Genomic DNA, 24556 nt, shown 5'->3' on the forward strand with positions numbered 1-24556 from the left:
GCACACGCACGAGGTGGGCGGCGAGCCTCGCCGCCGCGGGAGCGATGGTCGGGGCACCCCTGGCCGCCGCTGTGCCCGCGGCAGCGGCGGAGGACACCCACACCATCGCGCAGGTCCAGGGCACGGGGGACGCCTCGCCGCTCGCGGGATCGACGGTGACGACGACCGGAGTCGTCACCGCGGTCTACGCGACCGGGGGCTACCGCGGCTACGTGATCCAGACGCCGGGGACGGGCGGGGACGCCGCCCGGACGGCGTCGGACGCGGTGTTCGTGTTCTCGCCGACCACGGCGGGCTCCGTCACGCCGGGCGAGCTGGTCCAGGTGACCGGAGCCGTCTCGGAGTACCAGGGCCTCACCGAGATCACCGTCTCCTCGGCGGCCGGCCTCGTGAAGCCCGGGGGCGACGCCGCCCCCGTCGAGCCGGTCACGACGCCGTGGCCGGCGGACGACGCGGGACGCGAGGCGCTCGAGTCGATGCTGTACCTGCCGTCGGGCGACCTGACGGTCAGCAACACGTACACCACCAACCAGTACGGCGAGATCGGCCTGGCCGTGGGCACCACGCCCCTGCGGCAGCCCACCGACGTCGCGGCGCCCGGCACCCCGGAGAACGCCGCGGTCGCCGCGGACAACGCCGCCCGCGGCGTCGTGCTCGACGACGGCGCGAGCACGAACTTCCTCTCCGCCGCGAACTCGGGCCTCACGCCCCCGTACGTGTCGCTGGAGAACCCGGTGCGCGTCGGGGCGCAGGTGACGTTCACCGAGCCGGTCGTCGTGGACTACCGGAACAGCGCCTGGAAGCTCAGCCCGACGGCGCCGGTGGACCCGGCCGACCCCGCGAGCGTGCCGGTGCAGGTCGAGGACGACCGCACGGCGGCCCCCGAGGGGCTCGGCGACGCCGACGTGACCGTCGCGTCGTTCAACGTCCTCAACTACTTCACGACGCTCGGCTCGCAGGGCGCCTCGTGCGTGCCGTACACCGACCGCGCGGGCGACCCGGTGACGGTCCGCGAGGGCTGCGCGCAGCGCGGCGCGTGGGACGCGGACGACCTCCAGCGGCAGCAGGACAAGATCGTCGCGGCCGTGAACGCACTCGACGCCGACGTCGTGGGCCTCATGGAGATCGAGAACTCCGCGGTCGTCGACGGCGACCCCGACGAGGCGCTGGCCTCGCTGGTCGGTGCGCTCAACGACGCCGCGGGGGCCGGCACGTGGGACTACGTGCCGTCCTCGGCCGACCTGCCGCCGGTGGAGCAGCAGGACACCATCACCAACGCCCTGATCTACCGCCCCGCCGAGGTCGAGCCCGTGGGCGACGCCCGGGCGCTCGGCACCCAGTCGGGCGACGACCAGGCGTTCGGCAACGCGCGGGAGCCGATCGGCCAGTCCTTCGTGCCCGTGGCCGGGGGCGACGAGCTGTTCGTCGTCGTCAACCACTTCAAGTCGAAGAGCTCCGCGGGCCCCTGGCCGGGTGACGCGGACGCCGGCGACGGCCAGGGCGCGTCGAACGAGTCCCGCGTCCGGCAGGCCGAGGCGCTGCGCGACTGGGTCCCGACGGTGCAGGGCGACGCCGAGGCGGTCGCGCTGCTCGGCGACTTCAACTCCTACACGCAGGAGGACCCGCTGCGGGTGCTGGCCGACGCCGGCTACGCGGACGCCGCGACGGCGCTGGAGGCACCGGGCTCGTCGTACGTCTACCAGGGCCTGTCGGGCTCGCTGGACCACGTGCTGCTGAACGAGGCGGCGCTGGACCGGGCCACCGGCGCGGACATCTGGGAGATCAACGCGGGCGAGTCGGTGGCGCTGGAGTACAGCCGCTACAACACGCACGGCACGCTGTTCTACGCCCCGGACGCCTACCGGTCCTCCGACCACGACCCGGTGCTCGTCGGGTTCGAGGCGGGCGACGGCGGCACGGCGCCGGACGGCCCGCTCGACCTCACGCTGCTGAACATCAACGACTTCCACGGCCGCATCGACGCCAACACCGTCGCGTTCGCCGGGACCGTCGAGCAGCAGCGCGCGGCGGCCGAGGACGCCGGGGGTGCCGCGGTGCTCCTGTCCGCGGGCGACAACATCGGCGCGTCGCTGTTCGCCTCCGCGGTCGCGGAGGACCAGCCGACCATCGACGTGCTCAACGCCCTCGACCTGGCGGCGTCCGCCGTCGGCAACCACGAGTTCGACCGCGGCTACGCCGACCTGGTGGACCGCGTCGTCGCGGGCGGCGCGAACGCGCAGTGGCCGTACCTCGGCGCGAACGTCTACGAGCAGGGCACCGAGGACCCGGCGCTCGACGAGTACACCGTGCTGGACGTCGACGGCGTGCGGGTGGGTGTCGTCGGTGCCGTCACGCAGGAGACGCCGACGCTGGTCAGCCCCGGTGGCATCGAGACGCTCGACTTCGGGGACCCGGTCGCGGCGGTCAACCGCGTCGCGGCGCAGCTCTCCGACGGCGACGAGGGCAACGGCGAGGCCGACGTCATCGTGGCGGAGTACCACGAGGGCGCCGGCGCCGGGACGCCGGACGGCGCCACGCTGGAGGAGGAGATCGCCGCGGGCGGCGCCTTCGCCGAGATCGCGACCGCGACGTCCGCCGACGTGGACGTGATCTTCACCGGCCACACCCACAAGCAGTACGCGTGGTACGGCCCGGCGGAGCCCGGCGCCACCGGCGAGGGCACCCGGCCGATCGTCCAGACCGGCTCGTACGGCGAGAACATCGGCAAGGTCACGCTGACCTACGACCCGGCCACCGACGCGGTGTCGGCGCTCGCGGGGGAGAACGTCAAGCGCGTCGCCCCGGCGACGGGCCAGACCCAGGCGCAGCTCGACGCGGCCCTGGTCGCCCAGTACCCGCGGGTCGCCGAGGTCAAGGCGATCGTCGACGCGGCGATCGCGGAGGCCGCGGTGGTCGGCAACCAGCCCAAGGGCTCGGTGACCGCCGACATCACGACGGCGTTCGCGGGCGGCGGCTACACCGGCGCCGGCGGCACCTACGCCGGCGGCACCCGGGACGACCGGTCGAAGGAGTCGACGCTCGGCAACCTCGTCGCCGACTCGCTGCTGGAGACGCTCGCACCCGCCGAGCGCGGCGGGGCGCAGATCGGCGTCGTCAACCCGGGCGGCCTGCGCGCGGAGCTGCTCTACGCGCCCGACGGCGTCGTCACGTACGCCGAGGCCAACGCGGTCCTGCCGTTCGTCAACAACCTCTGGACGACCACGCTCACGGGCGACCAGGTGGTGACGATGCTCGAGCAGCAGTGGCAGACCAACGCCGACGGCACGATCCCCTCGCGCCCGTACCTGCAGCTCGGCCTGTCGGACAACGTCACGTACACCTACGACGAGTCGCAGCCGCTCGGCAGCCGCATCACCTCGGTCACGGTCGACGGCGCGCCGATCGACCCGGCCGCGGAGTACCGCATCGGCACGTTCTCGTTCCTCGCCCAGGGCGGTGACAACTTCCGGGTGCTCGCCGAGGGCGCCGGGACGACCGACTCCGGGCTGATCGACCGGGACGCGTGGATCGCCTACCTCGAGGCGAACCCGGGGCTGGCCCCCGAGTTCGACGAGCGGGCCGTCGGGGTGCCGGCGCTGCCCGAGGAGGTCGCCGCGGGTGACGAGCTCGCGTTCCCGGTCACGGGCCTGGACCTGACCAGCCTCGGCTCGCCGCGCAACACCGCGCTGGACGTGCAGCTGGACGGGACGTCGATCGGGTCCGCCACGGTGGCCGAGGGCGCGGCGGAGGTCGCGGTGACGGTCCCGGAGGGCACGACGCCGGGCGCGCACACCCTCACGCTGGTGGCGGCGCCGAGCGGGACGACGGTGACGCTGCCGGTGACGGTGGCCGAGCCGGAGGGCCCGGTGCTCGCGGCCTCGACGACCCGCCTGTCGGCCAGCAGGTCGAGCCAGCCGTACGGCAGCTGGCTCCCGACCGTGCTGCTCGCCCGGGTCCAGGTCGAGGGCACGTGGTTCCCGAGCGGGACCGTCGAGTTCCGCGAGGGCGACCGGGTGGTCGGGCGGTCGCCGGTGCTGCTGGGCCTCGCGCTCGGGACGGTGCCGCGCACCGCGCCGGTGGGGCCGCACGAGTACACCGCGACGTTCGTGCCGTCCCGGCCGGACGAGGTGGCCGGCAGCACGAGCGCCCCGGTCACGGTGACGGTGCGCCGCTGACGGCGGCGGGCTGACGCGACAGGGCCCCTCCCGGACGTCCGGGAGGGGCCCTGTCGTGTGCGACCGGGGGCGGGCCGGCCCGAGCCGGCCTGTGCCCGCCGGTGCCGGCTCAGCAGCCGTCAGGCCCGCACGCCTCCGCGTCGGCCGCGCCGGCCACCGTGGGGATCGCCAGCGGCGGGTTGGCGTCCCGCCAGGCCTGGTCGAGGAGCTGCGCGAAGACCTCCACGGGCTGCGCGCCCGAGAGCCCGAGCCGCCGGTCGGCGACGAAGAACGGCACGCCCTGGATGCCCAGCGCCGCCGCCTCGGCCTCGTCGGCGCGGACGGCCCCGGCGCCGGTGTCCGAGGCGAGCGCCTCCCGCACGGCGTCCGCGTCCAGCCCGGCCTCGGTGGCGACCGCGACCAGCACCTCCGGGTCGTCCACGACCCGGCCGTGCTCGAAGTGCGCGCTCATCAGCCGCTCCACGACCTCGGCCGCCGCGGACGCCCCGCCGAGCTCGGCCGCGACGTGCACCAGCCGGTGGGCGTCGAACGTGTTGGCGGGCACGACCCGGTCGAAGTCGTAGGCGAGCCCGACCGACGCCGCGATCCCCGTCACGTGCGCGAACATCTGCTGGACCTGGTCCAGCGGCATGCCCTTGCGCTCGGACAGCAGCTGCGCCTCGGTCAGGCCGGGGTGCGCGGTCGACGGCTCGGCGTCCGGCTGCAGCTCGAACGACCGCCACGTCACGCGCACGTGGTCGCGGTGCTCGAACTGCTCCAGAGCGGCCGCGAACCGGCGCTTGCCGATGTAGCACCACGGGCAGGCGATGTCGGACCAGATCTCGACGTGCAGGTCTCTCATGCGGTCAGCAGCACCTTCCCGGTGGTGGCGCGGCCCTCGAGGGCGCGGTGGGCCTCCTCGGCCTCGGACAGGGGGTAGGTCGCGCCGATGCGGACGTCCAGCGTCCCGGCGGCGACCGCGTCGAACAGCTCGCCCGCGCGCCACGTCAGCTCCTCGCGGGTCGCGACGTGGTGGCCGATGGTGGGGCGCGTGAGGTAGACGGAGCCCGCGGCGTTGAGCCGCTGCGGGTCGAACGGCGGCACCGGGCCCGACGACGCCCCGAACAGGGCGAGCCCGCCCCGGGGGCGCAGGGACGCGAGCGACGCGTCGAACGTCGAGCGCCCGACGCCGTCGAAGACGGTGTGCACGCCGCGGCCACCGGTGAGCCCCCGCACGATCCCGGGCAGCTCGGAGGTCAGGTCGTCGAGCTCCGTGTACCGGATGACGTCCGCGGCGCCGGCCGCGCGGGACAGCGCCTCCTTCTCCGCGGTGCCCACGGTGGTGATGACGCGGGCGCCGCGCGCGGCGGCGAGCTGGGTGAGCAGCAGGCCGACGCCGCCCGCGCCGGCGTGCACGAGCACGTCCTGCCCGGCCTCCACCGGGAACGTCGACGTGGCGAGGTAGTGGGCGGTGATGCCCTGCAGCGGCAGCGCGGCGGCGACGTCCTCCCCGACGCCGTCGGGCACGCGCAGCGCGACGAGCTCCGGCACCACGACGAGCTCCGCGTACGACGACGGAGCCGACGCCCACGCGACCAGGTCGCCCACGGCGAACTCCCGCATCTCGCGCCCGACGGCCTCGACCACGCCGGCGCCCTCGGACCCCGGGACGTGCGGGAACGGCATGGGGTACGTGCCGTTGCGGTGGTAGACGTCGATGAAGTTCACGCCCGCGGCGCTGAGCCGCACCAGCAGGTCGCGCGGCCCGGGCAGCGGGTCGGGGATCTCGTCGAGCGCCAGGACGTCGGGCCCACCGGGTTCGGTGGCGAGGACTGCGTGCATGTGGCCTGCAACGACGCCGGGCGCGCGGGCATTCCGCGGCGCCCGCGATCCGGTCAGGCCGGCCCGATGCCCTGCGCGGCGAGCCACGGCAGCAGCGCGGTGGTCCACGCCCCGGCGGGCAGCCCCTCGGCCAGGCCCAGCCCGTGCGGGCCGCTGGGGTAGACGTGCAGCTCGACGGGCACCCGGTGGCGCCGCAGCGCGGCGGTCGCGAGCAGCGCGTGCTCGACGGGCACCGCCTCGTCGTCGGCCGTGTGCCACAGGAACGTCGGCGGCGTGGCGGCGTCGACGCGCTCCTCGACCGACAGCGCCCGCGCGGGGCCGTCGTCCTCGTGGCCCAGCAGGTGGGTGCGGGACCCCAGGTGCGGGTGCCGCACGAGCGAGACGACCGGGTAGCAGAGCACGGCGGCGTCGGGCCGGCGCACCTCGGACGGGTCCAGGCCCGCGAGGGCCGCCGCGCCGGCGCGCTCCTCGAGCGTGGCGGTCGCGGCCGTACCCGCCAGGTGCCCGCCGGCGGAGAAACCGAGCACCGCGACGGGCCCGTCCACGGGGGCGCCGCCGCGCCGGCCCGCGCGCAGGTCCGCGACCGCGAGCAGCACCTCGTGGAGGGCCGCGGGGTAGCGGGCGGGCGCGACGGGGTAGTCCAGCCAGGCCGACCGGACGCCGTGCGCGCCCAGGAACGCGGCGACGTCGCCGGCCTCGTGCGGCGCCCGCATCACGTAGCCGCCGCCGGCGAGCACCAGCACAGCGCCGCGGGAGCGGGGAGTACCGTCGACGGGAGGACCGGGGTGCAGCGGTGCGCGGGGGCTGGTCACGGATCGTGAGACTAGCGCCCGGCTGCCGGGTCCACGCCACGGCGGGCCAGCAGGATGAATCGTCCTGCACACCGATGTATGATCATGCACATGTCCTTCTCCGTCGCCGTCGCGGGCGCCTCCGGGTACGCCGGCGGCGAGACCCTCCGGCTGCTGCTCGGCCACCCCGACGCCGAGATCGGTGCGCTCACGGCGCACAGCAACGCGGGCACCCGCCTCGGCGCCCACCAGCCCCACCTGCGCTCGCTCGCCGACCGCGTCCTCACCCCGACCTCCGTGGACGAGCTCGCCGGGCACGACGTGGTGGTGCTCGCGCTGCCGCACGGGGCCAGCGGGGAGATCGCCGCGGCGCTCGCGGACCGCGGCGACGGGGCGGTCGTGGTCGACCTGGGGGCCGACCACCGGCTGTCCGACGCGGACGCGTGGCGGCGGTTCTACGGCACCGAGCACGCGGGCACCTGGCCGTACGGCATGCCGGAGCTGCTGCACGCGGGGGAGTCCGCCCCGGCCGCCCAGCGGGCCGCCCTCGCCCGGGCCCGCCGCATCGCCGTCCCCGGCTGCAACGTCACCGCCGTCACGCTCGCGCTGCAGCCCGGCGTCGCCGTCGGGCTCGTCGGGCCCGACGTGGTCGCGGTGCTCGCCGTCGGGTACTCGGGCGCCGGGCGGACGCTCAAGGCGCACCTGCTGGCGTCCGAGGCGCTCGGCTCGGCGCAGCCGTACGCCGTCGCGGGGACGCACCGGCACGTGCCCGAGGTGCTGCAGAACCTCGCGGTCGCCGGGGCGTCCGGCACCCGGCTGTCGTTCACGCCCGTCCTCGTGCCGATGTCGCGCGGGATCCTCGCGACGGTCACCGCCCCGCTGGCGCCCGGCGCCGACGCCGCGGCGGTCCGCGCCGCATGGGAGACGGCCTACGCCGGCGAGACGTTCGTCCAGCTGCTGCCCGAGGGGCAGTGGCCGGGTTCCGGCGCCACCACGGGCGCCAACACCGCCCTGGTGCAGGTCGCGGCCGACGAGGCCGCCGGCCGGGTCGTCGCGGTGTGCGCGCTGGACAACCTCGTCAAGGGCACCGCGGGCGCCGCGGTGCAGTCCCTGAACCTCGCGCTCGGCCTGCCCGAGCGCGCCGGCCTCACCACCGAGGGAGTCGCCCCGTGACCGACGCAGCCGCCGCGCCCGCCGCCCAGGGCGTCACCGCCCCCGCCGGCTTCCGCGCCGCGGGCGTCACCGCCGGCCTCAAGGCCTCCGGGCGCCCGGACCTCGCGCTCGTCGTCAACGACGGCCCCCTGCAGGTCGCCGCGGGCGTGTTCACGTCCAACCGCGTGGTCGCCGCCCCCGTCGTCTGGTCCCGGCAGGCCGTCTCGGACGGGGTGGCCGCCGCGGTGGTCCTCAACTCCGGCGGCGCGAACGCCTGCACCGGCCCGGAGGGGTTCGGCGACACCCACCGCACGGCCGAGCACGCCGCCGAGGCGCTCGGCGTCTCCGCGGGCGACGTGCTGGTGTGCTCCACGGGGCTGATCGGCGAGCGGCTGCCGATGGACCTGCTGCTCGCGGGCGTCGACGCGGCGGCGGGCGCGCTGCGACCGGACGCCGGCCCGGACGCGGCCGCCGCGATCATGACCACGGACACCGTGAGCAAGACGACGGCCGTGGCCGGTGACGGCTGGACGGTCGGCGGCATGGCCAAGGGCGCCGGCATGCTGGCACCGGGCCTCGCGACCATGCTCGTCGTCCTCACCACCGACGCCGTCGTGACCGCCGAGCAGGCCGACGCGGCGCTGCGCGGCGCCACCCGGACCACGTTCGACCGCGTCGACTCGGACGGCTGCATGTCGACCAACGACACCGTGCTGCTGCTCGCCTCCGGGGCCGGCGGCGTCACGCCGGACCCCGAGCTGTTCGCGACCGCGGTCGCCGCCGCCTCCGCGGACCTGGCCCGGCAGCTCGTCGCGGACGCCGAGGGCGCCTCCCACGACATCGCGGTCACGGTCACGGGGGCGACCACCGAGGACGCGGCGGTCGCCGTGGCCCGGGCGGTCACGCGCTCGAACCTGTTCAAGGCCGCGGTGTTCGGCAACGACCCGAACTGGGGCCGCGTGCTCGCCGCCGTCGGCACCGTGCCGGAGGAGGTCGCGCCGTACGACGCCTCGAGGCTCGACGTCGCGATCAACGGCGTCCAGGTGTGCCGCGCCGGCGGCGTCGGCGACCCGCGCGAGGGCGTCGACCTGGCCGCGGCGCGCGAGGTGCGCGTCGACATCGACCTGCACGCCGGCGACGCCACCGCGACCGTCTGGACCAACGACCTCACCCACGACTACGTCCACGAGAACAGCGCGTACTCCACATGAGCCTCGACGCCCCGCCGCCGCACCACGCGGCGTTCGACACCCGCACCGACCTGCGCCCCGACCAGAAGGCCGAGGTCCTCGTCGAGGCGCTGCCCTGGCTGCAGCGCTTCGCCGGCGCGCTCGTCGTCGTCAAGTACGGCGGCAACGCGATGGTCGACGACGAGCTGAAGCGCGCGTTCGCCGAGGACATGGTGTTCCTGCGCCAGGTCGGCCTGCGCCCGGTCGTCGTGCACGGCGGCGGGCCGCAGATCAATGCGATGCTGGACCGGCTCGGCATCGAGTCGGAGTTCCGCGGCGGCCTGCGCGTCACGACCCCCGAGGCGATGGACGTCGTGCGCATGGTGCTCACGGGCCAGGTGTCGCGGGAGCTCGTCGGCCTGCTCAACGCCCACGGCCCGTACGCGGTCGGCCTGTCCGGGGAGGACGGCGGGCTGCTCCAGGCCCGGCGCCGCACCGCGACGGTGGACGGGCAGCCGGTCGACGTGGGACAGGTCGGCGACGTGGTGCAGGTCAACCCCGGTGCGGTGCACGACCTGCTGGACGCCGGCCGCATCCCGGTGGTCTCCACGGTCGCCCCGGACGTCGACGACCCGACGCAGGTGCTGAACGTCAACGCGGACACCGCCGCGGCCGCGCTGGCCGTCGCGCTCGGCGCCCGCAAGCTCATCGTGCTGACCGACGTCGAGGGCCTCTACACCTCGTGGCCGGACCGCTCGTCGCTGGCCCGCCGGATCCGCGCCGGCGCCCTGGCTGACCTGCTGCCGTCCCTGGACTCCGGCATGCGCCCCAAGATGGAGGCGTGCTGGCGGGCGGTGACCGGCGGCGTCGGCCGGGCCCACGTCATCGACGGCCGGCAGGCGCACTCGATCCTGGTCGAGGTCTTCACGTCCGAGGGCATCGGCACGATGGTGCTGCCCGACGACGAGCCGGTGCCCTCGCCCTTCACCGCCCCGATCCCGCAGGTCGGCGGCGGCGTGCCGAACGTCCCCCACGTCCCCGAGGTGAGCTGAGTGACCGCGCAGCAGCCGGCCCCCGTCGACGGCGCCGCCGTCCTGACGGGCCTGACCCGGTCCGACTCCGTCGCGCACTGGACGGAGCGCTACGGCCACGCCCTGATGGACACGTTCGGCGCGCCGCAGCGCGTGCTCGTGCGCGGCGAGGGGCCGTACGTGTGGGACGCCGACGGCACGCGCTACCTCGACCTGCTCGGCGGCATCGCGGTCAACGCCCTGGGACACGCCCACCCGACGCTGACGGCGGCCGTCTCCGCCCAGCTCGGCACGCTCGGCCACATCTCGAACTTCTTCGCCAGCCCGACGCAGATCGCGCTCGCGGAGCGGCTGCTGGCGCTCGCGGACGCCCCCGAGGGGTCGCGGGTGTTCCTCACGAACTCGGGCACCGAGGCGAACGAGGCGGCGTTCAAGATGGCCCGCCGCAACGCCGACGGCCCCGCCGGCCGGCGCACCCGCGTCCTGGCGCTGGAGGGCGCGTTCCACGGCCGGTCGATGGGGGCGCTCGCGCTCACGTCCAAGGCCGCCTACCGGGAGCCGTTCGAGCCGCTGCCCGGCGGGGTGGAGTTCCTGCCGTTCGGAGACACCGCGGCGCTGGAGGCGGCGTTCGAGGGGAGCGACGGGGACCGGGTCGCGGCGCTGTTCCTGGAGCCGATCCAGGGCGAGGCGGGCGTCCGCCCCCTGCCGCCCGGGTACCTGGTGCGGGCCCGCGAGCTGACGGCCGCGCACGGCGCGCTGCTCGTGCTCGACGAGGTCCAGACCGGCATGGGCCGCACCGGGGTGTGGCTGGCCCACCAGCACGCCCACCTCGGCGGCGGCATCCGCCCCGACGTCGTCACGCTGGCCAAGGGCCTCGGCGGCGGCTTCCCGGTCGGCGCGGTCGTCGCGTACGGCGAGCGGGCGGCGACGCTGCTCGGGCGCGGCCAGCACGGCACCACGTTCGGCGGGAACCCGGTCGCGGCGGCCGCGGCGCTCGCGACCGTCGGCGTCATCGAGCGCGACGGGCTCCTCGCCCACGTCGCGGACCTCGGCGCGTGGTGGCGGCAGCAGATCGCCGCCCTGGGGCACCCGCTCGTGGCGGAGGTCCGGGGGGAGGGGCTGCTCGTCGCTGTCGGCCTCACCGCGCCCGTCGCCGCCGACGTCGCCGCCCGCGCCCTCGCGGCCGGCTTCGTCGTCAACCCGTGCACCCCGGAGACGATCCGGCTGGCCCCGCCGTTCGTGCTGACCCGCGAGCAGGCCGCCACGTTCACCGACTTCCTCGCGGCGCTGCCGCACGACCTCGGAGCCGCCGCATGACCGCCGCCCCGCCCCGGCACTTCCTGCGTGACGACGACCTGAGCCCCGAGGAGCAGGCGCAGGTCCTCGAGCTCGGGCTCGCGCTGCGCGCCGACCGCCACGCCCGCCGGCCGCTCGCCGGCCCGCAGGCGGTCGCGATCGTGTTCGACAAGCCGACCCTGCGCACGCAGGTGTCCTTCACGACGGGCGTCGCCGAGCTGGGCGGCTACCCGCTGGCCGTCGACGGCAACCTCGCCCGGATCGGCGTGCGCGAGTCGATCGCGGACACCGCGCGGGTGCTGGGCCGGCAGGTCTCGGCGATCGTCTGGCGGACGCACGCGCAGGCCCGGATCGAGGAGATGGCGGCCCACGCCGGCGTCCCGGTGGTCAACGCGCTCACCGACGACTTCCACCCGTGCCAGGTGCTCGCGGACCTGCTGACGCTCGCCCAGCACTGGGGCGGCGTGGGCGCGCTGCGCGGCCGGACCCTGGCCTACACGGGCGACGGGTCCAACAACATGGCGCAGTCGTACCTGCTCGGCGGCGCGACCGCGGGCCTGCACGTGCGCGTCGCGACGCCGGCCGCGTACCTGCCGGACGCGGGCGTCGTGGCCGCCGCCGCGGCGGTGGCGGCGCGCACCGGCGGCTCCGTCGAGGTGACGGACGACCTGGCCGCGGCCCTCGCCGGCGCGGACGCCGTGGCGACGGACACGTGGGTGTCGATGGGCCAGGAGGACGAGGCCGCCGAGCGGGAGCAGCCGTTCGTGCCGTACCGCCTGGACGCCGCCGCGCTCGCGCTCGCCGCGCCGGACGCGCTCGTGCTGCACTGCCTGCCGGCGTACCGCGGCAAGGAGATCACCGCCGAGGTGCTCGACGGCCCGCAGTCGGTCGTCTGGGACGAGGCGGAGAACCGGCTGCACGCGCAGAAGGCCCTGCTCGCCTGGCTGCTGGAGGACGCGTCGTGACGGCCGAGGAGCCGGTGACGTCGACCGGGCGGATCCCGGCGACGAAGGCCGCCCGGCACGCGCTGATCCGGGACCTGCTGTCCCGGCAGTCCGTGCACTCGCAGTCCGAGCTGGCCGACCTGCTCGCGCACCAGGGCGTCACCGTCACGCAGGCCACGCTCTCGCGGGACCTCGTCGAGCTGCGGGCCGTGAAGATCCGCACCCCCGTCGGCGCCCTCGCGTACGCCGTGCCGGGGGAGGGCGGCGACCGCAGCCCGGCCCCGGTGTCCGACGCCGAGGCGCTCGCCGCGCGGCTCGCCCGGCTCTGCTCGGAGCTGCTGGTCACCGCGGAGGCGTCCGGCAGCCTGGTCGTGCTGCGCACCCCGCCCGGCGCGGCGCAGTTCCTCGCCTCGGCCATCGACCACTCCGTGCTGCCCGGCGTGCTCGGCACGATCGCGGGCGACGACACCGTCCTCGTCATCGCCCGCGAGGGCGCCGACGGCCCCGAGGGCCCGGCCATCGCGGCCCGGTTCCTCGAGCTCGCGCAGACCGGCTGACACCCACCCCGACCTTCCCCTCCCCGCAGACACGAAAGAGAAGACACATGACTGAGCGCGTCGTCCTCGCCTACTCGGGCGGCCTGGACACCTCCGTGGGCATCGGCTGGATCGCCGAGGCGACCGGCGCCGAGGTGATCGCCGTGGCGGTCGACGTCGGCCAGGGCGGCGAGGACCTCGAGGTCATCCGCCAGCGCGCCCTGGACTGCGGCGCCGTGGAGGCGTACGTCGCCGACGCCCGCGACGAGTTCGCCGCCGAGTACTGCATGCCGGCGCTGCGCGCCAACGGCCTGTACCTCGACCGGTACCCGCTGGTGTCCGCGCTGTCCCGCCCCGTCATCGTCAAGCACCTGGTCCGGGCCGCGCGGCAGTTCGGCGCCACCACCGTCGCGCACGGCTGCACCGGCAAGGGCAACGACCAGGTGCGGTTCGAGGTCGGCATCACGTCGATCGCCCCCGACCTCAAGTGCCTCGCGCCGGTCCGCGACCTCGCGCTGACCCGCGACAAGGCCATCGAGTTCGCCGAGCGCAAGAAGCTGCCGATCGCGACCACCAAGCACAACCCGTTCTCGATCGACCAGAACGTGTGGGGCCGCGCGGTCGAGACCGGGTTCCTCGAGGACATCTGGAACGAGCCGACCAAGGACGTCTACACCTACACGGACGACCCGACGTTCCCGCCGGTCGCCGACGAGGTCGTCATCACGTTCCAGCAGGGCGTCCCGGTCGCGCTGGACGGCGTGCCGGTCACCCCGCTGCAGGCGATCCAGGAGATGAACCGCCGCGCGGGCGCGCAGGGCGTCGGCCGCATCGACATCGTCGAGGACCGCCTGGTCGGCATCAAGTCCCGCGAGGTGTACGAGGCCCCGGGCGCGATCGCGCTCATCGCCGCGCACCAGGAGCTCGAGAACGTCACCGTCGAGCGCGAGCAGGCCCGGTTCAAGCGCCAGGTCGAGCAGCGCTGGACCGAGCTGGTCTACGACGGCCAGTGGTTCTCCCCGCTGAAGAAGTCGCTCGACGTCTTCATCGACGACACCCAGCGCTACGTCTCCGGCGAGATCCGCATGGTGCTGCACGGGGGCCGCGCGACCGTCACCGGCCGGCGCTCGGACTCCTCGCTGTACGACTTCAACCTCGCCACCTACGACTCGGGGGACACGTTCGACCAGTCCGCCGCGCGCGGGTTCATCGAGATCTACGGCCTGTCGTCCAAGCTCGCCGCCGCGCGCGACGTGCAGTTCGGCAACGGCGAGGACCTCGGCTCGCAGGGCGGCATCGGTGCCTGAGCAGGCCGGCACGCTGTGGGGCGGCCGGTTCGCCGGCGGCCCCGCGGACGCGCTCGCGGCCCTGTCCAAGTCCACCCAGTTCGACTGGCGCCTGGCCCCGCAGGACATCGCGGGGTCGAAGGCCCACGCGCGGGTGCTGCACGCGGCCGGGCTGCTCGACGACGCGGCGCTCGCGGGCATGCTCGACGCGCTGGAGCGCCTGCGCGCCGACGTCGAGTCCGGGGCGTTCGTCGCCGCCGAGTCCGACGAGGACGTGCACGGCGCCCTGGAACGCGGGCTGATCGAGCGCGCCGGGGCCGACCTCGGCGGGCGGCTGCGCGCCGGGCGCTCGCGCAACGACCAGATCGCGACGCTGGTGCGGATGTACCTGCGGGACGCGGCGCGCGACATCGCCGGGCTGACCCTCGACGTCGTCGACGCCCTGGTCGCCCAGGCCGAGGCCGCGGGCGACGCGGTCATGCCGGGGCGCACGCACCTGCAGCACGCCCAGCCCGTCCTGCTCGCGCACCACCTGCTGGCGCACGCGTGGCCGCTGCTGCGCGACGTCGAGCGGTACGCCGACTGGGACCGCCGGGCCGCGGTGTCCCCGTACGGCTCGGGCGCGCTGGCCGGGTCCTCGCTGGGCCTCGACCCGGCGGCCGTCGCGGCGGAGCTCGGCTTCGACGCGCCGGTGGAGAACTCGATCGACGGCACCGCGTCCCGCGACGTCGTGGCCGAGTTCGCCTGGGTGTCCGCGATGCTCGGCGTCGACCTGTCCCGCCTGGCGGAGGAGGTCGTCCTCTGGTCGACCGTCGAGTTCGGGTTCGTCCGGCTGGACGACGCCTACTCGACCGGGTCGAGCATCATGCCGCAGAAGAAGAACCCCGACGTGGCGGAGCTCGCGCGCGGCAAGGCCGGCCGGCTGGTCGGCGACCTCACGGGCCTGCTCACCACGCTCAAGGGCCTGCCGCTCGCGTACAACCGCGACCTGCAGGAGGACAAGGAGCCGGTGTTCGACCAGGTCGACACCCTCACCGTCCTGCTGCCCGCCTTCGCGGGGATGGTCGCGACGCTGCGGTTCGACACGCAGCGGATGGCCTCGCTCGCCCCGCAGGGGTTCTCGCTCGCGACCGACGTCGCCGAGTGGCTGGTCCGCCAGGGCGTGCCGTTCCGGGTCGCGCACGAGGTCGCGGGCGCGTGCGTCCGGGCCTGCGAGCAGCACGAGCCGCCCGTCGAGCTGTGGGACCTCACGGACGAGGAGCTGGCCGCCGTCTCGCCGCACCTCACCCCGGACGTGCGCAGCGTGCTCTCGGTCGAGGGGTCCGTGGCCTCCCGGTCCGCGCACGGCGGCACCGCCCCGGTGCGGGTCGCCGAGCAGCTCGGGCGGGCACGCGCCCGTGCCGCCGGGCTGCGGGCGTCGGTGTCGGGCACGGCGCCGGGCCGTGCGTCGTCGTCTGGCACGATCGCCGGGTGACCTGCCCGAGCGCGCCCCAGGGGCACGAGGACGCCGCGGGCGTCGTCGTGCCCCTGCTGCTGTCCGCGCCCCGGCGGCTCGGACCCGTCCGGCTGGTCGCCGTCGACGGCCCGGCCGGGTCGGGCAAGACCACGCTCGCGGGCGCTGTCGCCCGCCGGTGCGCCGAGGCCGGCGTGCGCGGGCACGTGCTCCACATGGACGACCTGTACGAGGGCTGGTCCGGGCTGGACGGCGACCTGTGGCCGCGGCTGGCCGCCCAGGTGCTCGAGCCGCTGCGCCGCGGGCTGACCGGCCGGTTCCAGCGGTACGACTGGGTCGCCGGCCGGTTCGACGAGTGGGTCGACGTGCCGGTGCCCGACGTGCTGGTGCTCGAGGGCTGCGGCTCCGGCCGGCGGGCGGGCGCGCCGGACCTCAGCCTGCTCGTCTGGGTCGAGGCGGACGACGCCACCCGGCTCGCGCGCGGCCTGGAGCGCGACGGGCAGGCGGCCCGGCCGCAGTGGGAGCGGTGGATGCGGGACGAGGCGGTGCACTACGCGCGCGAGGGCACCCGTGGACGCGCCGACGTGCGGGTGGACGCATGGGGCAGGATGGCCCGGTGAGCCAGGCGGTGCCGGAGAGCGAGGGCGGCGTGCCCGACGCAGCCGCGCCCGGCGTCCCCCTCGGCCGCGCCCCCGCCCGCGTCTGGTACGCGCGGCCCGTGCTCGACGTGGCGGCGGACCTGCTCGGCGCCCTCCTGACCGTCCGCTCCGACGAGGGCGACGTGACGGTGCGCCTCACCGAGGTGGAGGCCTACGCCGGCGAGGCCGACCCCGGCTCGCACGCGTTCCGGGGCCGCACGGCGCGCAACGCGGTGATGTTCGGCGAGCCCGGGCGGCTGTACGTCTACCGGCACCTCGGCCTCCACCACTGCGTCAACGTCGTCACCGGGCCGGCCGGCACCGCCTCCGCCGTGCTGCTGCGCGCCGGCGAGGTGGTCGACGGCGTCGACCTCGCCCGCGACCGCCGGGCGCGCGCCGGCGTGGTCGACTCCGACCGCCAGATCGCGCGCGGCCCCGCCCGGCTCGCGGTCGCGCTCGGCGTCGGCATGGACGACTACGGCGCCGACGTCACCGAGTCCGGCGGGCGGATCGTGCTGCACCGCGACCCCGACGCGGTGACCGGGGCGCACGCCACCGGACCGCGCGTCGGCGTGGCCGGCCCCGGCGGCGACGCGGCCCGGTACCCGTGGCGGTTCTGGCTCGCCGGCGAGCCCACCGTGTCCGCGTTCCGCCCGGCGTATCGCCGGCCGGCGTCGGGAAGCAGCCCGCAGAGCGGGGCGACGCCGGCATGACCCCGACCGCCGACGGTGCGGCCCCCACGGCCGCGCGACGCAAGGAGCACCCGTGACCCACCTCCTCGACGAGCTCGCCTGGCGCGGTCTCGTCGCCCAGACCACCGACCAGGACGCGCTGCGCGAGGCGCTCGACGCCGGCCCGGTGACGTTCTACGCCGGGTTCGACCCGACGGCGCCCTCGCTGCACCACGGCCACCTCGTGCAGCTCGTCCTCATGCGGCACCTGCAGCTCGCCGGCCACCACCCGCTGGCCCTCGTCGGCGGGGCCACCGGCCTCATCGGCGACCCCCGGATGTCGGGGGAGCGCGTCCTCAACACCAAGGACACGGTCGCCGAGTGGGTGCAGCGGCTCCAGGCGCAGATCTCCCGGTTCCTCGACTTCGAGGGGGACAACCCGGCGCGGATGGTGAACAACCTCGACTGGACCGGCGAGCTCACCGCCATCGACTTCCTGCGGGAGGTCGGCAAGCACTACCGCCTGGGCACGATGCTCGCCAAGGACACGGTGGCCCGGCGGCTCGCCTCCGACGAGGGCATCTCGTTCACCGAGTTCAGCTACCAGATCCTGCAGGGCATGGACTACCTGGAGCTGCACCGCCGGCACGGCTGCACGCTGCAGACCGGCGGCAACGACCAGTGGGGCAACCTGCTGTCCGGCGTCGAGCTGATCCGCAAGTCCGAGCACGCGGCCGTGCACGCCCTGACCACCCCGCTCATCACGAAGGCGGACGGGACCAAGTTCGGCAAGTCGGAGGGCGGCGCCATCTGGCTCGACCCCGAGATGATGAGCCCGTACGCCTTCTACCAGTTCTGGCTCAACGCCGACGACGCCGAGGTGGTCGGCTACCTCAAGGTCTTCACGTTCCGCACGCGGGAGCAGATCGCGGAGCTCGAGGAGGCCGTGGCCGCGCGTCCGGCGGCACGTGAGGCCCAGCGGGCGCTCGCCTACGACGTGACGTCCCTGGTGCACGGGACCGACGCCACCGACAAGGTGATCGCCGCGAGCCGCGCCCTGTTCGGCGGCGGCGACCTCGCCGGGCTCGACGAGCCGACCCTGCGCGCGGCCGTCGCCGAGCTGCCCTCGGCCGAGGTGCGGGTCGGCGACCCGCTGGTCGACGTGCTCGCCGCCACCGGGCTGGTGGCGTCCAAGGGCGCGGCACGCCGTGCGATCGCGGAGGGGGGCGCGTCGGTGAACAACCGGAAGATCACGGACGACACCGCCGTGGTCGCGACCGAGGACCTGCTGCACGGGCAGTGGCTCGTGCTGCGTCGGGGCAAGCGGACGCTCGCGGTCGCGCGGGCGGGCTCCGCCTGACCGCGTCGCGACCCGGACGGGGGTGGTCGGTGCCCGGCGCCGACCACCCCCGTCGTCGTCCCGGGCGACCCGGCGGCGCCCGGATGACGGTCGAGGGGTTGCGGCGCCCGCCGGCCCGGGGCACCCTGGACGCAGAGTGACGGGCGTCGCACCGGCGCCCGTCGCGCCACAACAGGGGTCACCCCGGCCGGCCGCGCGCGAAACCGCAGGTCAGCGGGGGTGCGGGGAGCGCGCGGGGCCCGTGAGCCCGCCGGCTTGACGCTGGGCGAAACGTCCGCGTAATGTTCTCCGAGTCGCCCGGCAGGGAGGAACGGACACCGAGGATCTCCTCGGTGGCTGGTCCCACGGGTGGCCACCCCCTCAGCACGACCGACAGGCGCCCTGGCGTCCGGATGGTCGTGCCGGGACCGGAGCCGAGTGCCGGCCGAGTCGGAATTGACGCCGACAAAGCAGGACGGAAGCTCTGGTAGAGTGAAGGAAAGCCGAGCCAGGAAATGTCCCGGCAAAGCGGACCGGAAACTCTGGTAGAGTGGTGGAACGCCGAACCGGAAACGGAAAAGCGGGCCAGACGCTCTGATAGAGTGGTGGAACGGGAAGCCGCGCAGGACGCGAGCGGAACGGACCAGAAGCTCTGGTCGATCGGAACTGAGCCTCCGGCCAGGAGCCCGCAAGGGTGAGTGGGGGATGCGCGTCTGTTCTTTGAGAACTCAACAGTGTGCCTAGTAGTTGATGCCAAGATGGTTCATCGCTCGGGTTGGTCGCCTCGTTCGGGGTGGTTGGTTCGTGTGGTGGGTCTTGGCTTCACTGGGGAGCCGTGTCCGACCCCGTCGGAGCGGTTCCCGGTAAGCCGAATTGATAGATCCTCGCTCGCCAGCGGGTGGGGGTCGTTTCGTGTGTCGGTGGACTGCTGCTTTCGGGTGGTGGTTGCCAATGAGACATTTACGGAGAGTTTGATTCTGGCTCAGGACGAACGCTGGCGGCGTGCTTAACACATGCAAGTCGAACGGTGAACCCCAGCTTGCTGGGGGGATCAGTGGCGAACGGGTGAGTAACACGTGAGTAACCTGCCCCTGACTCTGGGATAAGCCTTGGAAACGAGGTCTAATACCGGATACGTGCCGCTCGGGCATCCGATGCGGTTGGAAAGATTTATCGGTCAGGGATGGACTCGCGGCCTATCAGCTTGTTGGTGGGGTAACGGCCCACCAAGGCGACGACGGGTAGCCGGCCTGAGAGGGCGACCGGCCACACTGGGACTGAGACACGGCCCAGACTCCTACGGGAGGCAGCAGTGGGGAATATTGCACAATGGGCGCAAGCCTGATGCAGCGACGCCGCGTGAGGGATGAAGGCCTTCGGGTTGTAAACCTCTTTCAGCAGGGAAGAAGCGCAAGTGACGGTACCTGCAGAAGAAGCGCCGGCTAACTACGTGCCAGCAGCCGCGGTAATACGTAGGGCGCAAGCGTTGTCCGGAATTATTGGGCGTAAAGAGCTCGTAGGCGGTTTGTCGCGTCTGCTGTGAAAACTCGAGGCTCAACCTCGGGCTTGCAGTGGGTACGGGCAGACTAGAGTGCGGTAGGGGAGACTGGAATTCCTGGTGTAGCGGTGGAATGCGCAGATATCAGGAGGAACACCGATGGCGAAGGCAGGTCTCTGGGCCGCAACTGACGCTGAGGAGCGAAAGCATGGGGAGCGAACAGGATTAGATACCCTGGTAGTCCATGCCGTAAACGTTGGGCACTAGGTGTGGGGCTCATTCCACGAGTTCCGTGCCGCAGCAAACGCATTAAGTGCCCCGCCTGGGGAGTACGGCCGCAAGGCTAAAACTCAAAGAAATTGACGGGGGCCCGCACAAGCGGCGGAGCATGCGGATTAATTCGATGCAACGCGAAGAACCTTACCAAGGCTTGACATACACCGGAAACTTCCAGAGATGGTTGCCCCGCAAGGTCGGTGTACAGGTGGTGCATGGTTGTCGTCAGCTCGTGTCGTGAGATGTTGGGTTAAGTCCCGCAACGAGCGCAACCCTCGTCCTATGTTGCCAGCACGTGATGGTGGGGACTCATAGGAGACTGCCGGGGTCAACTCGGAGGAAGGTGGGGATGACGTCAAATCATCATGCCCCTTATGTCTTGGGCTTCACGCATGCTACAATGGCCGGTACAAAGGGCTGCGATACCGCGAGGTGGAGCGAATCCCAAAAAGCCGGTCTCAGTTCGGATTGGGGTCTGCAACTCGACCCCATGAAGTCGGAGTCGCTAGTAATCGCAGATCAGCAACGCTGCGGTGAATACGTTCCCGGGCCTTGTACACACCGCCCGTCAAGTCACGAAAGTCGGTAACACCCGAAGCCGGTGGCCCAACTCTTTGAGGGGGAGCCGTCGAAGGTGGGACTGGCGATTGGGACTAAGTCGTAACAAGGTAGCCGTACCGGAAGGTGCGGCTGGATCACCTCCTTTCTAAGGAGCATCTGACACGCCCTGCTTCGGTGGGGTTGTGCAGAGGCCATGCCCCGGCCGTACGCGTCGGGGGTGGTGCTCACGGGTGGAACATCAACTACGGCGGCCCGCTCGGGCCGGCATCGCGTCAGTACTCCTTCGGGATGGAACGCGCACCGCCGGGTCGGGTTGGTCGCCTGGGCACGCTGTTGGGTCCTGAGGGAACAGCCCGCGAGGGAGGTTGCTTCGTGACGGGCCCGGTCGGTCGGTCGAACCGCCAGCTGCTTCGTGCAGCGGGTAGGCGCCGGACGTAAGACCGGGGATCGTTCGTTGTTTGAGAACTGCACAGTGGACGCGAGCATCTTTAAAGTATGTCTTTGTGGTCAAGTTTTTAAGGGCACAGGGTGGATGCCTTGGCACTAGGAGCCGAAGAAGGACGTGGTAGCCTGCGATAAGCCTCGGGGAGTTGGCAAACGAACCGTGATCCGAGGATGTCCGAATGGGGAAACCCCGCACGAGTCATGTCGTGTGACCCGCACCTGAATATATAGGGTGTGTGGAGGGAACGCCGGGAAGTGAAACATCTCAGTACCGGCAGGAAGAGATATTCCGTGAGTAGTGGCGAGCGAAAGCGGATCAGGCCAAACCGTATGCGTGTCAAGCCGGCAGGCGTTGCGTGTACGGGGTTGTGGGACCTTTCAGTTGATTCTGCCGAGTCAGCAGGGAGTCAGAAAGCTTCGTGATAGTCGAAGGGCATTGAATGGCCCGGCACAGAGGGTGGTACCCCCGTAGACGAAATCATGTGGCCTCCCGAAGGGGATCCCAAGTAGCACGGGGCCCGAGAAATCCCGTGTGAATCTGGCAAGACCACTTGCTAAGCCTAAATACTACCTAGTGACCGATAGCGGACAAGTACCGTGAGGGAAAGGTGAAAAGTACCCCGGGAGGGGAGTGAAATAGTACCTGAAACCGTGTGCCTACAATCCGTCGGAGCCTCCCTAGCAGGGGTGACGGCGTGCCTTTTGAAGAATGAGCCTGCGAGTTAGTGGTACGTGGCGAGGTTAACCCGTGTGGGGAAGCCGTAGCGAAAGCGAGTCCGAACAGGGCGTGATAGTCGCGTGCTCTAGACCCGAAGCGAAGTGATCTAGCCATGGGCAGGTTGAAGCGCGGGTAAGACCGCGTGGAGGACCGAACCCACCTGGGTTGAAAACCGGGGGGATGACCTGTGGTTAGGGGTGAAAGGCCAATCAAACTTCGTGATAGCTGGTTCTCCCCGAAATGCATTTAGGTGCAGCCTCGCGTGTTTCTTGCCGGAGGTAGAGCTACTGGATAGCCGATGGGCCCTACCAGGTTACTGACGTTAGCCAAACTCCGAATGCCGGTAAGTGAGAGCGCGGGAGTGAGACTGCGGGGGATAAGCTCCGTAGTCGAGAGGGAAACAGCCCAGACCACCAGCTAAGGCCCCTAAGCGTATGCTAAGTGGGAAAGGATGTGGAGTTGCACAGACAACCAGGAGGTTGGCTTAGAAGCAGCCACCCTTGAAAGAGTGCGTAATAGCTCACTGGTCAAGTGATTCCGCGCCGACAATGTAGCGGGGCTCAAGTATACCGCCGAAGCTGTGGCATTCACACATTGCGCTAGGCCTTCGTGGTCCAGGCGTGTGGATGGGTAGGGGAGCGTCGTGTGGCGGGTGAAGCTGCGGGGTGACCCAGTGGTGGACGCTACACGAGTGAGAATGCAGGCATGAGTAGCGAATGACGGGTGAGAAACCCGTCCGCCGAATGACCAAGGGTTCCAGGGCCAGGCTAATCCGCCCTGGGTAAGTCGGGACCTAAGGCGAGGCCGACAGGCGTAGTCGATGGACAACGGGTTGATATTCCCGTACCGGCGAAGAACCGCCCATACCGAGCCCGGTGATGCTAAACGCCCGAGCCCGCACACCGCACCCTTCGGGGTGCATCGTGCGGGGGAGCGCGTGACCCGATCCGGTAGTAGGTAAGCGTATTAACAGGAGTGACGCAGGAAGGTAGCCCAGCGTGGCGATGGTAGTCCACGTCCAAGGCCGTAGGGCGAGTGGTAGGCAAATCCGCCACTCACATAGCCTGAGAACCGATGGTGACAGCGTATGCTGGATGATTGGGTGATCCTATGCTGCCGAGAAAAGCTTCGACGCGAGGTTCTAGCCGCCCGTACCCTAAACCGACTCAGGTGGTCAGGTAGAGAATACCAAGGCGATCGAGAGAATCGTGGTTAAGGAACTCGGCAAAATGCCCCCGTAACTTCGGGAGAAGGGGGGCCTGAAGCGTGTACCGGCTTGCCCGGGAAGCGTGGAGGGCCGCAGAGACCAGGGAGAAGCGACTGTTTACTAAAAACACAGGTCCGTGCGAAGTCGCAAGACGATGTATACGGACTGACGCCTGCCCGGTGCTGGAAGGTTAAGAGGACGGGTCAGCCGCAAGGCGAAGCTCAGAATTTAAGCCCCAGTAAACGGCGGTGGTAACTATAACCATCCTAAGGTAGCGAAATTCCTTGTCGGGTAAGTTCCGACCTGCACGAATGGCGTAACGACTTCTCCGCTGTCTCAACCGCGAACTCGGCGAAATTGCACTACGAGTAAAGATGCTCGTTACGCGCAGCAGGACGGAAAGACCCCGGGACCTTTACTATAGCTTGGTATTGGTGTTCGGTGCGGCTTGTGTAGGATAGGTGGGAGACTGTGAAGCCGGCACGCCAGTGTCGGTGGAGTCAACGTTGAAATACCACTCTGGTCGCTCTGGATATCTAACCTCGGTCCGTGATCCGGATCAGGGACAGTGCCTGGTGGGTAGTTTAACTGGGGCGGTTGCCTCCTAAAATGTAACGGAGGCGCTCAAAGGTTCCCTCAGCCTGGTTGGCAATCAGGTGGCGAGTGCAAGTGCACAAGGGAGCTTGACTGTGAGACTGACAGGTCGAGCAGGGACGAAAGTCGGAACTAGTGATCCGGCGGTGGCTTGTGGAAGCGCCGTCGCTCAACGGATAAAAGGTACCCCGGGGATAACAGGCTGATCTTGCCCAAGAGTCCATATCGACGGCATGGTTTGGCACCTCGATGTCGGCTCGTCGCATCCTGGGGCTGGAGTAGGTCCCAAGGGTTGGGCTGTTCGCCCATTAAAGCGGTACGCGAGCTGGGTTTAGAACGTCGTGAGACAGTTCGGTCCCTATCCGCTGCGCGCGCAGGAAACTTGAGAAGGGCTGTCCCTAGTACGAGAGGACCGGGACGGACGAACCTCTGGTGTGCCAGTTGTTCCGCCAGGAGCACGGCTGGTTGGCTACGTTCGGAAGGGATAACCGCTGAAAGCATCTAAGCGGGAAGCCTGCTTCAAGATGAGGTTTCCACGGGTCTTCGGACCTGAGAGGCTCCCGGCTAGACCACCGGGTAGATAGGCCGGATGTGGAAGAGGGGACGCAAGACCCTCGCAGCTGACCGGTACTAATAAGCCGACAACTTCACCACTCATACTTGTGCTACGCGTCCACTGTGCGGTTCCCGAACCACGAACACGCACCCACCCGGGTCTGCCGGTGGGGTGTCCCGTGTTGACAGTTCGACAGAGTTACGGCGGTCATAGCGAAGGGGAAACGCCCGGTCCCATTCCGAACCCGGAAGCTAAGCCCTTCAGCGCCGATGGTACTGCACTCGCCAGGGTGTGGGAGAGTAGGACGCCGCCGGACATCATTCAGAAGAAGCCACCCCATCGCTGGGGTGGCTTCTTCTGTTTCCCCACCCGACATGAACGCCCGCGTGAGGCGACGCGA

15 protein-coding genes and 3 rRNA genes are annotated in these 24556 nt (G+C 71.7%); 15 read left to right on the forward strand and 3 right to left on the reverse strand.

Features of this window, described 5'->3' with window-relative positions:
- Window positions 1-44 precede the first annotated feature (44 nt).
- Window positions 45-4175, forward strand: coding sequence for an ExeM/NucH family extracellular endonuclease (locus P9841_RS18870; RefSeq protein ID WP_283320087.1), 4131 nt, complete (start codon window positions 45-47; stop codon window positions 4173-4175).
- 109 nt (window positions 4176-4284) lie between these two features.
- On the opposite strand, the gene P9841_RS18875 is transcribed toward P9841_RS18870, so the two are convergent.
- The 3 genes from P9841_RS18875 to P9841_RS18885 are packed head-to-tail and all read right to left on the reverse strand — an operon-like array spanning window position 4285 to window position 6808.
- Window positions 4285-5016: a DsbA family oxidoreductase gene (locus P9841_RS18875; protein ID WP_283320088.1), complete on the reverse strand. Its 732-nt coding sequence runs from the start codon at window positions 5014-5016 to the stop codon at window positions 4285-4287.
- Window positions 5013-5996, reverse strand: coding sequence for a quinone oxidoreductase family protein (locus tag P9841_RS18880; RefSeq protein ID WP_283320089.1), 984 nt, complete (start codon window positions 5994-5996; stop codon window positions 5013-5015). Before P9841_RS18880 ends, P9841_RS18875 begins: the two co-directional genes overlap by 4 nt.
- Window positions 5997-6049: 53 nt before the next feature.
- Window positions 6050-6808 carry an alpha/beta hydrolase gene (locus P9841_RS18885; protein ID WP_283320090.1) on the reverse strand — a complete coding sequence of 253 codons (759 nt, stop codon included), beginning with the start codon at window positions 6806-6808 and terminating at the stop codon, window positions 6050-6052.
- Window positions 6809-6892: 84 nt separating this feature from the next.
- On the opposite strand from P9841_RS18885, the gene argC reads away from it, so the two are divergent.
- From argC to rrf, 14 genes are all read left to right on the forward strand, one after another.
- Window positions 6893-7960 carry an N-acetyl-gamma-glutamyl-phosphate reductase gene (argC, locus tag P9841_RS18890; protein ID WP_283322023.1) on the forward strand — a complete coding sequence of 356 codons (1068 nt, stop codon included), beginning with the start codon at window positions 6893-6895 and terminating at the stop codon, window positions 7958-7960.
- Window positions 7957-9150: a bifunctional glutamate N-acetyltransferase/amino-acid acetyltransferase ArgJ gene (gene argJ, locus P9841_RS18895; protein WP_283320091.1), complete on the forward strand. Its 1194-nt coding sequence runs from the start codon at window positions 7957-7959 to the stop codon at window positions 9148-9150. The genes argC and argJ overlap by 4 nt, the downstream gene beginning before the upstream one ends.
- The gene (gene argB, locus P9841_RS18900; protein ID WP_283320092.1) at window positions 9147-10160 is read left to right on the forward strand and encodes an acetylglutamate kinase; all 1014 of its coding nucleotides are present in this window, start codon (window positions 9147-9149) and stop codon (window positions 10158-10160) included. The genes argJ and argB overlap by 4 nt, the downstream gene beginning before the upstream one ends.
- Window positions 10161-11456 carry an acetylornithine transaminase gene (locus P9841_RS18905; protein WP_459349160.1) on the forward strand — a complete coding sequence of 432 codons (1296 nt, stop codon included), beginning with the start codon at window positions 10161-10163 and terminating at the stop codon, window positions 11454-11456.
- Entirely contained in the window at window positions 11453-12400 is a 948-nt protein-coding gene (argF, locus tag P9841_RS18910; protein WP_283320093.1) for an ornithine carbamoyltransferase, read from the forward strand. Before P9841_RS18905 ends, argF begins: the two co-directional genes overlap by 4 nt.
- Window positions 12397-12936 carry an arginine repressor gene (locus P9841_RS18915; protein ID WP_222169621.1) on the forward strand — a complete coding sequence of 180 codons (540 nt, stop codon included), beginning with the start codon at window positions 12397-12399 and terminating at the stop codon, window positions 12934-12936. The genes argF and P9841_RS18915 overlap by 4 nt, the downstream gene beginning before the upstream one ends.
- A gap of 47 nt (window positions 12937-12983) precedes the next feature.
- Window positions 12984-14222: an argininosuccinate synthase gene (locus P9841_RS18920; RefSeq protein ID WP_283320094.1), complete on the forward strand. Its 1239-nt coding sequence runs from the start codon at window positions 12984-12986 to the stop codon at window positions 14220-14222.
- Window positions 14215-15675: an argininosuccinate lyase gene (gene argH / locus P9841_RS18925; RefSeq protein ID WP_283320095.1), complete on the forward strand. Its 1461-nt coding sequence runs from the start codon at window positions 14215-14217 to the stop codon at window positions 15673-15675. Before P9841_RS18920 ends, argH begins: the two co-directional genes overlap by 8 nt.
- Window positions 15672-16274, forward strand: coding sequence for a uridine kinase family protein (locus P9841_RS18930; RefSeq protein WP_283320096.1), 603 nt, complete (start codon window positions 15672-15674; stop codon window positions 16272-16274). The genes argH and P9841_RS18930 overlap by 4 nt, the downstream gene beginning before the upstream one ends.
- The gene (locus P9841_RS18935; protein WP_459349159.1) at window positions 16271-17005 is read left to right on the forward strand and encodes a DNA-3-methyladenine glycosylase; all 735 of its coding nucleotides are present in this window, start codon (window positions 16271-16273) and stop codon (window positions 17003-17005) included. Before P9841_RS18930 ends, P9841_RS18935 begins: the two co-directional genes overlap by 4 nt.
- Window positions 17006-17057: 52 nt before the next feature.
- Window positions 17058-18323, forward strand: coding sequence for a tyrosine--tRNA ligase (gene tyrS, locus P9841_RS18940; RefSeq protein ID WP_283320097.1), 1266 nt, complete (start codon window positions 17058-17060; stop codon window positions 18321-18323).
- A gap of 938 nt (window positions 18324-19261) precedes the next feature.
- Window positions 19262-20782: ribosomal RNA gene (locus P9841_RS18945) — 16S ribosomal RNA — on the forward strand.
- 360 nt (window positions 20783-21142) lie between these two features.
- Window positions 21143-24254 (forward strand): 23S ribosomal RNA (locus P9841_RS18950).
- Window positions 24255-24355: 101 nt separating this feature from the next.
- Window positions 24356-24472 (forward strand): 5S ribosomal RNA (rrf, locus tag P9841_RS18955).
- Together the 16S, 23S and 5S rRNA genes form the textbook arrangement of a ribosomal RNA operon.
- Window positions 24473-24556: the final 84 nt, after the last annotated feature.

Origin of the sequence: Cellulomonas sp. ES6 (assembly GCF_030053835.1) — a bacterium.
Lineage (GTDB): Bacteria > Actinomycetota > Actinomycetes > Actinomycetales > Cellulomonadaceae > Cellulomonas.

Excerpts from the sequence above, each read along its gene's own strand:
- P9841_RS18920 (WP_283320094.1), top strand. The coding sequence starts at position 12,984 with ATGACTGAGCGCGTCGTCCTCGCCTACTCGGGCGGCCTGGACACCTCC.
- argF (WP_283320093.1), top strand. The coding sequence starts at position 11,453 with ATGACCGCCGCCCCGCCCCGGCACTTCCTGCGTGACGACGACCTGAGC.
- P9841_RS18880 (WP_283320089.1), bottom strand. The coding sequence starts at position 5,996 with ATGCACGCAGTCCTCGCCACCGAACCCGGTGGGCCCGACGTCCTGGCG.
- argB (WP_283320092.1), top strand. The coding sequence starts at position 9,147 with ATGAGCCTCGACGCCCCGCCGCCGCACCACGCGGCGTTCGACACCCGC.
- P9841_RS18870 (WP_283320087.1), top strand. The coding sequence starts at position 45 with ATGGTCGGGGCACCCCTGGCCGCCGCTGTGCCCGCGGCAGCGGCGGAG.
- argC (WP_283322023.1), top strand. The coding sequence starts at position 6,893 with ATGCACATGTCCTTCTCCGTCGCCGTCGCGGGCGCCTCCGGGTACGCC.
- P9841_RS18875 (WP_283320088.1), bottom strand. The coding sequence starts at position 5,016 with ATGAGAGACCTGCACGTCGAGATCTGGTCCGACATCGCCTGCCCGTGG.